The 284-nt window shown below is 47.9% G+C and carries 1 protein-coding gene; it reads left to right on the top strand.

Annotated elements, in window-relative coordinates; genetic code table 11:
* Nucleotides 1-284 (top strand): hypothetical protein (locus tag AACL61_RS08720; RefSeq protein WP_339111257.1); only part of this gene is annotated, 284 nt, incomplete at both ends.

Consider the following 284-nt stretch of genomic DNA (forward strand, 5'->3'; position numbering starts at 1 on the left):
TGAGTCAAAGTGAGAGTGCCTCAATTTCATTAAGCCAGAGCGAGAGCGCGTCAACATCGTTAAGTCAAAGTGCAAGTGCCTCAACATCGTTGAGTCAAAGCGAGAGTGCCTCAACATCGTTGAGTCAAAGTGCAAGTACCTCAATTTCATTGAGCCAAAGCGCAAGTGCGTCAACATCGCTGAGCCAAAGCGAGAGTGCATCAATCTCATTGAGTCAGAGTGAGAGCGCCTCAACGTCATTGAGTCAGAGTGAGAGTGCGTCAACATCGTTGAGTCAAAGTGAG

The sequence above is a fragment of the Limosilactobacillus reuteri subsp. porcinus genome, from assembly GCF_036621895.1.
In the GTDB taxonomy this organism is placed as follows: domain Bacteria; phylum Bacillota; class Bacilli; order Lactobacillales; family Lactobacillaceae; genus Limosilactobacillus; species Limosilactobacillus reuteri_J.